Below are 9,840 nucleotides of genomic sequence, written 5' to 3'. Positions count from 1 at the left end.
AGAATATTGACGTGAATAGCTCTATGAATTCATTAGAAATTGATCATGGCATGCAAGCGCTAGCGCTTATCGATCCGGATATAGCGCGGGCATATAAACAATTAGGGGCCCCACCGGAGAGACATCGGCCTAAGGGGTTTGAAACATTTCTATCAGCGATTGTTAGCCAACAAATATCAACCAAAGCAGCCCAAGCCATATTTGATCGCGTGAAAGAGTTAATGGTTGATGTCACTGCGAAGGAACTTTTATCTCTTGATGACCAAGCTTTACGTGATGCAGGTTTATCCTGGCGTAAGATCGAATACGCTAAAGGCTTGGCTGAAGCGATTGAGTCTGGGAGCTTCGACATTGAGGAACTTGATAGCTTGAACGATAAAGAGGCTATCGAGAGTATTACCCGTTTGAGGGGCTTTGGTCGCTGGAGTGCAGAAATTTACTTAATGTTCTCCTTAAAACGACAAGATATTTTCCCCGCAGATGACTTAGCTATACTGGTTGCATTAGGGCGATTAAAGGGAGTTGAAGATAAACCTACGCCTAAACAAGCGCGTGACATGGTAGAGCATTGGTCGCCTTGGCGGAGTGTTGGGGCCTTGTTTTTATGGCATTACTATCATGGCGCACCTATCTAATAACGAAAAAAGCCCTCCAGTGGAGGGCAAGGGCACCGAGCCTTAGAAACCTCACTCAGCACAAGTGAAGTTTTAGGTGAATCTCTCTTTGCTTTAACGGCAAGGCTACCGGCCGAGGTGAACAAAAAGTTTTACATGTTAGGGTAGTTAGGGCCGCCGCCACCTTCAGGTGGAACCCACTGAATATTTTGGCAGGGATCTTTAATGTCGCAGGTTTTACAGTGCAGACAGTTCTGTCCGTTTATCTGTAAGCGTTTGCCTTCTTCATCTTCAATCACTTCATAAACGCCTGCTGGGCAGTAACGTTGAGCAGGCTCTTCATAGAGTGGAATATTAACGGTCAGTGGGATATCTTCTTTGCTCAATTGCAGGTGACAAGGTTGGTCTTCTTCGTGGTTGGTGTTGGATAGAAATACGGAAGACAGCTTGTCAAAAGAGAGTTTACCGTCAGGTTTCGGGTAAAAAATAGTTTTACTTTCAGTCACCTGCTGCAATTTTGCATGGTCCTCTTGACGATCATGCAGGGTCAGCGGAATCTTCCCATTAAACAGGTTTTGATCCAGCGTGTTAAAAGCCCCTCCGATCCAACGGCCAAATTTATGCAGAGCTGGGCCAAAGTTGCGTGAGCTGAAAAGTTCAGTGTAAAGCCAGCTTTCTTTAAAGCGTTGCTCAAACGTTACGGCATCGTCATTTGAATTCGTCAAGGCATGATGGATCGCTTCTGCAGCGATCATGCCGGATTTCATGGCGGTGTGTGTGCCTTTAATCCGCGAGAAATTTAGCGTGCCAGCATCACAGCCGATTAGAAGTCCACCCGGGAAGTTCATTTTGGGTAGTGAATTAAAGCCACCTTTAGCAATAGCTCTTGCACCATAAGATACGCGCTTACCGCCCTCTAAATATTGGGCAAGGGTAGGGTGATGCTTGAGTTGTTGGAACTCATCAAATGGGCTGATCCAAGGGTTGCTGTAGTTAAGATCGATGATCAGGCCAACAGCGACTTGATTATTTTCTGTGTGATACAGGAAGAAACCACCGCTCGTATCACCCTCTAATGGCCAGCCTGACCCATGAATGACTAAGCCTTCTTGGTGTTTGGCAGGATCAATATCCCACAGCTCTTTGAGGCCGATAGCATAATGTTGAGGGTCTTTGTTTTGGTCAAGGTTGAACTGATTGATTAGCTCCTTACCTAGGTGACCACGACAGCCTTCAGCGAAAATAGTGAAGCGTGCGTGCAGCTCCATCCCTTGCATATAGGTGTCTTTAGGCATGTTGTTAGCATCAATACCCATATCACCGGTTAGGATGCCTTTAACCCGTCCTGTTTCGTCATACAACACTTCTGAAGCTGTAAAGCTTGGGAAGACTTCAACACCTAACTGCTCTGCTTGCTCTGCAAGCCAGCGTGCAAAATTACCCAAACTTGCAATGTAATTGCCCTGGTTATGCATGCTTTTAGGTGCAGCCCAGTTTGGAATTTTTATAGATGAGGTTTTATCTTTAAGTAAAACAATCTCATCTTGCTTAGCTGGAGTATTAAGCGGTGCTCCCATCTCCTGCCAATCAGGAAACAGCTCTGCCAACGCTTTAGGATCGATAACGGCTCCTGAGAGTATATGAGCACCAACCTCTGAGCCTTTTTCTACAACGCAGATATTCAAATCTGGGTCGAGTTGTTTTAGACGACACGCACTGGCAAGGCCCGCAGGCCCCGCGCCAATGATCAGTACGTCAAACTCCATGATTTCACGTTCCATCATTAGGCTCCCTGTAACTGTTCTATATCCAGTGAGAAGGTGCTTTTCAGCCCGGTTAGCACGGTATCAGCGTGTTGATTAACACGCGGTAGATAGTGCTCGGCGTAAAAGCTTGCCGTGGCGATTTTTCCTTCAAGGAAAGCACTGCTATATGCGCTGTTATCGCTGTCTTGCTGGGAAGCAAGCAGTGCGCTGCGAGCCATTAACCAACCGCCCACAAGGTAGCCCATCATCATGAGGTTATCGAAACTTACATTGCCCATTAGACGTGGATCTTCGGCGGTATTATCAAGAATCCAATTTCCGGCTTCTGTTGCTCGCTGCAAGGCATTCTCTAATTGAGCGGTGAAGCCGCTTAGAGATTGGTTGTCAGAAGCCTTTAAAGCGTTGATCGTTTCTTCAATATCGCTGTGCAACCCTTTAAGAGCTTCACCTTTATCAAACAAGGTTTTACGCCCAATCAGGTCAAGCGCTTGAATGCCTGTAGTACCTTCGTAGATGGGTAGAATTCGTGCGTCACGATAATGCTGAGCAGCACCAGTTTCCTCAATGAAGCCCATACCCCCATGAACTTGAATGTTAAGTGAGGTGAGCTCCTGTGCGAGCTCGGTCATCCAGCCTTTAACAATCGGGGTGTAGAGTTCAACACGTTTTTTGGCGCTATCATCACCATTGTGAGCACGGTCGATATCCGCAGCGGCTGAAAAAGCTAAAGCACGCATCGCTTCATTACCCGCTTTCATCGCCATCAACATACGGCGAACGTCTGGGTGTTCGATAATCGCGATTTTACTACCATCACGATGAGTCCCCTGAAAACGCTCTTGGCTGTATTGCAGTGCTTGCTGGTAGGCACGTTCAGAGATAGACAAACCTTGTAACCCCACCGTTTGCCTTGCGTGGTTCATCATAGTGAACATGTAACGTAGGCCTTTATTTTTTTCACCGACTAAGTAGCCGACAGCGCCATCATTATCACCAAAACTCATTACGCAGGTTGGGCTGCCGTGGATACCCATTTTATGTTCGAGTGAGATACAGCTGACATCGTTAAGCTCACTAGGCTGCCCTTGCTCATCCAATCGATATTTAGGCACGATAAACAGTGAAATACCTTTTACGCCTGCAGGCGCATCGGGTAAGCGGGCTAATACTAAGTGAACAACATTGGAGGTCATTTGATGATCGCCCCAAGTGATGAAAATCTTTTGGCCGCTTATTTTGTAATGATCGCCTGAAGGAACGGCTTTAGCTGCAACAGCAGCTAGATCAGAGCCCGCATTGGGCTCTGTTAAGTTCATTGTACCTGTCCATTCACCGCTAATTAACGGCGGTAGGTACTGTTCTTTGAGGGCGTCGCTACCGTGAGCGATGAGTGCTTCAACGGCACCTTGGCTTAGCATAGGGCAGAGCGCAAATGCCATATTCGAAGAGTGCCACAATTCGTTAACAGCAGTGCCCAGTACGTTAGGTAGATTTTGCCCACCGAATTGTTCTGGCCCTGTCAGTGTTGCCCAGCCGTTAGCGATAAACTGTTCATATGCATCTGCAAAACCAGCGGTTTCTGTGACTTGCCCATTGGCAACCGTTGCGCCGTTGGCGTCACCTACGGCATTAAGAGGGGCGAGCACTTCAGAGGCAAGCTTACCTGCTTCTTCGATAATGACGGATGCCAATTCTGTATTGATATCCTCAAGTTGAAGTTCTTCACAAAGTTGATCTATACCAATCAGTTGGTCTAGAACAAAGTTAGCATCCTGTAATGGGGGAGTATAGGTGCTCATCACAATTCCTCATCATATAAGCCCTTATAAAAAGGCTTTTTAAAAAATGAGGTCCGGGCTGGAAAGCGCTTTACGTAGCTCGGACCTCTTAAGGTCAGTCAAAAGGGTTTGCTTTATAGAAAACTTCTGCTGAAGCTATTTATAACTTACGCTGAAGCTCTTTATAATTTCTGCTGAAGCTATTTATAACTTAAGCTGAAGCTCTGGCATCACATCAAACAGGTCGGCGACAAGGCCGTAGTCGGCAACAGAGAAGATAGGTGCATCTTCATCTTTGTTGATTGCGACAATAACTTTGGAGTCTTTCATGCCTGCAAGATGCTGAATTGCACCGGAGATACCGACCGCGATATAAAGTTCAGGTGCAACAATCTTGCCTGTTTGCCCTACTTGCATATCGTTTGGAACAAAGCCCGCATCGACAGCAGCTCTGGATGCGCCTACGGCAGCGCCGAGTTTGTCGGCAAGTTGTTCTAGGATGGAGAAGTTCTCTCCACTGCCCATGCCGCGACCACCGGAGATAATGACTTTGGCAGCTGTTAACTCAGGTCGATCTGATTGCGCGACTTCTTCAGAAACAAAACGTGCTAAATCACTGCTGGCCGGTGAATCGATATTTGTGATCTCGGCATTACTCTCTACACAAGCTCCGATGGATGCAGCAGGGAAAGCGGTACCACGTACAGTGATTACCTTAATGCTGTCCAGCGATTGTATGGTTGCGATCGCGTTGCCAGCATAGATAGGACGTTGAAAAGTATCTTCCGATTCAACGGCGGTAATATCTGAGATCTGGCCTACATCTAGAAGCGCCGCGACGCGAGGAAGTATGTTTTTACCGTTGCTCGTAGCTGATGCCACGATATGGCTGTAGTCCTTACCTAATTGGCTGATTAGGTTGGCAACGTTTTCTGCAACTTGATGTTCGTAGCTTGCATCGTCAGCCACTAAAACTTTACTTACGCCGTCTACTTTTGCGGCTTCTTCGGCCACGCTTTGACAATCTCTGCCTGCAACCAGTAGGTGAAGTTCTGATCCTGGAGTTTTTGAGGCAATCTCAAAAGCTGCAGTAATGGTATTAAGTGTTGCACCTTTAAGGGTGCTGTTGTCGTGTTCAGCAATAACTAGAATAGCCATTTGATTACCCCTTAAAGTACTTTTGCTTCGTTTTTAAGTTTTTCTACAAGCTCATCAACACTGTTAACTAGAATGCCTGCGCTTCGTTCTGTTGGTGGTGTTACTTTAAGCAAGGTGCTGTGTTGCTTAAGTTCAACGCCAAGTGTTTCAGGTGAAGTGACAGCCAGTGGCTTACGTTTTGCTTTCATAATGTTAGGTAGCGAAGCAAAACGAGGCTCATTTAGACGTAGATCGGTTGTAATGATGGCGGGTAGATTAAGAGATAGTGTCTGCAAACCACCATCAACCTCACGTGTTACTTGGGCTTTATCACCTTCTAACTTAACTTCAGAGGCGAATGTACCTTGTGGCATATCCAATAAGGCGGAAAGCATCTGTCCTGTTTGGTTATTATCAGAATCGATCGCTTGTTTGCCCATGATGATAAGGCCTGGTTGTTCATCACGAACAACTTGAGCAAGCAGCTTGGCAACATTAAGTGATTCTGGGTAATCGGCAGTTTCAACTTGAATACCGCGATCAGCACCGAGCGCTAAGGCTGTGCGGATCTGTTCTTGGCAGGCTTTAGGGCCGATAGAAACAACAATAACTTCACTTGCACTGCCAGCTTCTTTTAAACGAATCGCTTCTTCTACTGCAATTTCGCAAAACGGGTTGATTGCCATTTTGGTGTTGTTTAAATCAACATCAGTATTGTCCGCTTTTACCCGTACTTTTGCGTTGTAATCAATCACGCGCTTTACTGCGACTAATATCTTCATTTCGGTACCTCGATCGTTCCCCTGAAGCTATCTAATCCTCTCCAGGGCTGTAATAGTTTTTATATAAACGTTTATTCTATTTTTTAAAAAGTCTTTTAAGCATGCCTTTAAGCGTCTGAAGCGTTAGCTCTATCTCGCAACAGGAATTTCTGTATTTTTCCTGTCGAGGTTTTAGGCAGTGGACCAAAGACAATATCTTTAGGGGCTTTGAAGTGCGCCATATGTTCACGACAAAAAGCGATCATCTCTTTCTCTGTGATCTCTAAGTCATCCGCTTTCAGAGCGACAAACGCACAGGGTGTTTCACCCCATTTCTCGTTGTTTTTGGCAACAACAGCAGCTTCTTGAACCATCGGGTGTCGGTATAGGACATCTTCAACTTCAATACTGGAGATGTTCTCTCCGCCAGAGATAATGATGTCTTTAGAGCGATCTTTTATCTCAATGTAACCATCTGCGTGCCACACAGCTAAATCACCGGAATGGAACCAGCCACCTTCAAATGCTTTATCGGTGGTCTCTGGGTTTTTAAGGTAGCCTTTCATGACCAGGTTACCCTGCATAAAGATCTCACCCATGGTTTCACCATCTTGAGGAACGGGTTGCATTGTTTCTGGATCTGCAACCATCAGCCCATCCAGCATAGGTGCGCGTACACCTTGGCGAGATTTTAGACGTGCTTTTTCGTCAGGTGTTTTTTCATTCCATTCATCGTGCCAAGCGCAAACAACCGAGGGGCCGTAAGTTTCTGTAAGGCCATAAACGTGAGTAACGTTAAAACCAAGACTTTCCATGCCTGCAATAACGGCTGCTGGAGGCGCTGCACCGGCAGTCATCACGTTTACGCTGTGCTCAATACCGGCTTTAAGAGAGTCTTCAGCAGAGTTCAACATGTTTAGAACGATTGGCGCACCGCAGAAATAGCCAACTTTTTCTTTCTTAATTAAGTTGAAAATATCTTCAGCGCGAACATGACGAAGGCAAACATTGGTGCCAGCCATTGCCGCTACAGTCCAAGGGAAACACCAACCGTTGCAATGGAACATCGGTAAAGTCCATAGGTAAGCAGGGTGTTGCTCCATGCCCCAAGAGATAGCGTTACTAATCGCATTGAGATAGGCGCCACGGTGGTGATAAACCACACCTTTTGGATTTCCTGTCGTACCCGATGTGTAGTTCAGCGTAATGGCATTCCATTCATCTTGTACTGTGTAAGGTGTGAAATCTGCATCACCTCGGCTTATAAACTCATCATAAGTAAGTTCGCCAACCAGCTCGCCTTCGTTCCAGTAAGGGTCATCAATGTCGATGACAAGAGGCTTATCTTCAACAAGGTTGAGCGCTTCTTTAACTACATGACTAAACTCTTTATCTGTGATCAGAACTTTGGTTTCAGCGTGCTGAAGAATGAAAGCTACGGCTTCTGCATCCAATCGAATGTTGATGGAATTGAGTACGGCTCCACACATCGGCACAGCAAAGTGAGCTTCAAAGTGCTCCGGTAGGTTGGGTGCTAAAATTGATACGGCTTCGCCGGGCTGAACACCGTGTGACTGTAGAGCGCTAGCGAGTTGCTTACAGCGTGTATAAGTTTCTGCCCAAGTGTAGCGAGTGTCACCATGGACAGAAGCTATTTTAGTTGGGTAAACACTAGCCGCTCGCTGTAAAAAAGTGATCGGCGATAGTGCCGTGTAATTTGCTTGGTTCTTATCAAGATCTGCTTCAAAGGCAGAATTTGTATTTTTTATTATGTTGTTCACGTTACTCTCCATGGCGCCGTTGTATAGTCAAAAGCTCTGTCTAAAAAAGCTCAGTTAAAAAAGCGTGCTAGAAAACTATTGATTGATACAACAAGCGCACTTAGTTTCGGTTCCGCTTAAAAATCTGCTCGTTAATTATTTTTGGTTTAAAAATTATTCCGTTTGAACTTCATTAGCTGTCCCACAATTCCGCTACGGAAGCTAAGTACGCAAACGACAAACACTGCACCCATAATGATGTGGATGTAGTTACCTAATTCCCCACCTGACAGGTAGTTCTGCATAGTGACAATGAAGCCTGCGCCAAGGACTGGACCAAAGATGGTGCCAACACCACCGACAAGCGTCATAAGGATCACTTCACCTGACATGTGCCAGTGAACATCAGTCAATGAGGCAAGTTCGAAGACCAGTGTTTTCGTTGAACCGGCTAGAGCTGCAAGTGCTGCGGAGATCACAAAGGCGAGCCATTTATATTGATTAACGTCATAGCCCAATGAGGTTGCACGATCTTCATTTTCACGAATCGCTTTAAGTACCTGACCAAAAGGGGAGTGAACAGTACGGTTGATTAGCCAGTAGCCTGCAATAAAGATTGTCAGTACGAAGTAGTACATTACGAGGTTATCGGATAGATCAATCAGACCAAACAGCGCGCCACGAGGGACGCCTTGTAAGCCGTCTTCGCCGTTGGTAAATGGAGCTTGTAGGTAGAAGAAGAATACAAGCTGGGCCAGTGCTAAGGTCACCATCGCAAAATAGATACCTTCACGTTTCACCGCTAGCTTGCCAAAAACTGCACCCAGCAGAGCACCGGCAAGGGTTCCTACGATGATCGCGAGTTCAGGCGTCAAACCACTATTAACCATCAGGTAACCGGTGACATAGCCGCCAGTACCTAGAAACGCTGCATGACCAAAAGAGAGCAGGCCAGCAAAGCCCAGCAGTAAGTTAAAAGCACATGCAAAAAGGGCAAAGCAGAGCACTTTTGCTAGAAATACAGGGTATAGGACCGTTGGGGCAATCAGTGCCAGGGCCAATAGAAATAGGTTAATCTTCATATTATTCATGATTGGCTCCTAGGCTTCTTTGCCGAATAAACCGGCCGGTTTAAGTAACAATACAATCACCATGACCAGGAAAATGACGGTATTTGAGGCTTCTGGATAGAAGTACTTAGTGAGCCCTTCGACAACACCCATACCTAAACCTGTGATAATGGCGCCGCCGATGGAGCCCATGCCGCCAATAACAACAATGGCGAACACTACGATCAAAATGTTAGAACCCATATCAGGTGAAACAGAATAGACCGGTGCAGCCATGACGCCTGCGAACCCTGCTAGTGCAACACCAAAACCAAAGGTTAGGGTTACGATCAGTGGAACGTTGATACCGAAAGCCTGCATCAGTTGAGGGTTTTCAGTACCGGCACGTAGATATGCGCCAAGATTTGTTTTCTCTATCATCCACCAAGTACCTGCGCAGACGATGACCGATACAATAATGATCCAAGCGCGGTAGTTAGGTAGGTACATGAAAGGAAGTTTTGTACCGCCTTTAAGTGCTTCAGGAACCGCATAGGATAGGCCGGATGAACCAAACATATGGGTAAATGAGCCCTGTATGATCAGAGCCAAACCAAAGGTCAGTAGAAGACTGTAGAGGTGGTCTTCATTGGCAATCGGACGAATCAGGAATCGTTCCATCAGAACGCCGACTAATCCGACCGTCAGAGGAACTAAAATGAGTGCAAACCAATAGTTTACGCCCATGAATTTGAGTGCAAGCAAGGCGACAAAAGCACCGAGCATATACATAGCGCCTTGAGCGAAGTTTATGATTTTTAACAGTCCAAAGATTATGGCTAATCCAAGACTGAGAAGGGCGTAGAAAGATCCGTTTATCAGCCCAACCAGTAACTGGCCAAATAGGGCGAACAGATTAATGTCAAACAGTGAAGCCATAACAGGAAACCTACTTCTCTGAGCTGTAAAGGGTTG

The 9,840-nt window shown here is 46.1% G+C and carries 8 protein-coding genes; 1 reads left to right on the top strand and 7 read right to left on the bottom strand.

Annotation, left to right across the window (positions count from 1 at the left end):
• Nucleotides 1-23: 23 nt before the first annotated feature.
• On the top strand, nt 24-635 hold the full coding sequence (locus B4K11_RS07585) for a DNA-3-methyladenine glycosylase family protein (protein WP_292956084.1): 612 nt from the start codon (nt 24-26) through the stop codon (nt 633-635).
• A gap of 131 nt (nt 636-766) precedes the next feature.
• Here B4K11_RS07585 and B4K11_RS07580 read toward each other — a convergent pair whose 3' ends face one another.
• The 7 genes from B4K11_RS07580 to B4K11_RS07550 all read right to left on the bottom strand — a co-directional run bounded on the left by B4K11_RS07580 (nt 767) and on the right by B4K11_RS07550 (nt 9,804).
• Complete coding sequence (locus B4K11_RS07580; RefSeq protein ID WP_292956081.1) at nt 767-2,398, bottom strand: electron transfer flavoprotein-ubiquinone oxidoreductase; 1,632 nt, start codon at nt 2,396-2,398, stop codon at nt 767-769.
• Nucleotides 2,398-4,179, bottom strand: a complete 1,782-nt coding sequence (locus B4K11_RS07575; protein ID WP_292956078.1) for an acyl-CoA dehydrogenase — start codon at nt 4,177-4,179, stop codon at nt 2,398-2,400. Before B4K11_RS07575 ends, B4K11_RS07580 begins: the two co-directional genes overlap by 1 nt.
• A 183-nt stretch (nt 4,180-4,362) precedes the next feature.
• Nucleotides 4,363-5,316 carry an electron transfer flavoprotein subunit alpha/FixB family protein gene (locus tag B4K11_RS07570; RefSeq protein WP_292956075.1) on the bottom strand — a complete coding sequence of 318 codons (954 nt, stop codon included), beginning with the start codon at nt 5,314-5,316 and terminating at the stop codon, nt 4,363-4,365.
• Nucleotides 5,317-5,327: 11 nt separating this feature from the next.
• Nucleotides 5,328-6,077, bottom strand: coding sequence for an electron transfer flavoprotein subunit beta/FixA family protein (locus B4K11_RS07565; RefSeq protein ID WP_292956072.1), 750 nt, complete (start codon nt 6,075-6,077; stop codon nt 5,328-5,330).
• A 107-nt stretch (nt 6,078-6,184) separates the two neighbouring features.
• Nucleotides 6,185-7,837, bottom strand: coding sequence for an acyl-CoA synthetase (locus B4K11_RS07560; protein ID WP_292956069.1), 1,653 nt, complete (start codon nt 7,835-7,837; stop codon nt 6,185-6,187).
• Nucleotides 7,838-7,983: 146 nt separating this feature from the next.
• Nucleotides 7,984-8,898 (bottom strand): branched-chain amino acid ABC transporter permease, encoded by a 915-nt coding sequence (locus tag B4K11_RS07555; protein ID WP_292956090.1) that lies wholly within the window; start codon nt 8,896-8,898, stop codon nt 7,984-7,986.
• An 18-nt stretch (nt 8,899-8,916) separates the two neighbouring features.
• Nucleotides 8,917-9,804, bottom strand: a complete 888-nt coding sequence (locus B4K11_RS07550) for a branched-chain amino acid ABC transporter permease (RefSeq protein WP_292956066.1) — start codon at nt 9,802-9,804, stop codon at nt 8,917-8,919.
• Nucleotides 9,805-9,840: the final 36 nt, after the last annotated feature.

Origin of the sequence: Neptuniibacter sp. UBA6509, from assembly GCA_002435145.1 — a bacterium.
Taxonomy (GTDB): Bacteria; Pseudomonadota; Gammaproteobacteria; order Pseudomonadales; family Balneatricaceae; genus Neptuniibacter.
Note: the sequence above shows the minus strand (reverse complement) of the source record. Positions and strands in the feature narration are given on the sequence as shown.

Excerpts from the sequence above, each read along its gene's own strand:
- B4K11_RS07575 (WP_292956078.1), bottom strand. The coding sequence starts at position 4,179 with ATGAGCACCTATACTCCCCCATTACAGGATGCTAACTTTGTTCTAGAC.
- B4K11_RS07585 (WP_292956084.1), top strand. The coding sequence starts at position 24 with ATGAATTCATTAGAAATTGATCATGGCATGCAAGCGCTAGCGCTTATC.
- B4K11_RS07580 (WP_292956081.1), bottom strand. The coding sequence starts at position 2,398 with ATGATGGAACGTGAAATCATGGAGTTTGACGTACTGATCATTGGCGCG.
- B4K11_RS07570 (WP_292956075.1), bottom strand. The coding sequence starts at position 5,316 with ATGGCTATTCTAGTTATTGCTGAACACGACAACAGCACCCTTAAAGGT.
- B4K11_RS07555 (WP_292956090.1), bottom strand. The coding sequence starts at position 8,898 with ATGAAGATTAACCTATTTCTATTGGCCCTGGCACTGATTGCCCCAACG.
- B4K11_RS07565 (WP_292956072.1), bottom strand. The coding sequence starts at position 6,077 with ATGAAGATATTAGTCGCAGTAAAGCGCGTGATTGATTACAACGCAAAA.
- B4K11_RS07550 (WP_292956066.1), bottom strand. The coding sequence starts at position 9,804 with ATGGCTTCACTGTTTGACATTAATCTGTTCGCCCTATTTGGCCAGTTA.